Raw genomic sequence first — 243 nt, forward strand, 5'->3', positions numbered from 1 at the left:
AGGCCCATCCGGTTTCAGGGACAATGGGAGGATCAGGAGACCGGCCTCAGCTACAATCAATTGCGGCACTACGATGTTTTAGTCGGCCAGTATGCCTCTCCTGATCCTATCGGCATCGGTGGTGGCTTCCGACTTCATGGCTACGTCGCCTTGCCAAATTCAGAAGTTGACCCTTTCGGGTTGGCTCCGGTGGCCTATCGAATGGTAGGAACGCGGCTCTGTATCGTTGACAAATTTCCGTCC

The 243-nt window shown here is 54.7% G+C and carries 1 protein-coding gene; it reads left to right on the plus strand.

Annotation, left to right across the window (positions count from 1 at the left end; translation table 11 throughout):
* The coding region (locus CVH10_RS23535; protein ID WP_146143356.1) for an RHS repeat-associated core domain-containing protein at nucleotides 1-243 on the plus strand (243 nt) is incomplete at both ends.

Source organism: Halomonas sp. ND22Bw (assembly GCF_003011945.1).
In the GTDB taxonomy this organism is placed as follows: domain Bacteria; phylum Pseudomonadota; class Gammaproteobacteria; order Pseudomonadales; family Halomonadaceae; genus Halomonas; species Halomonas halophila.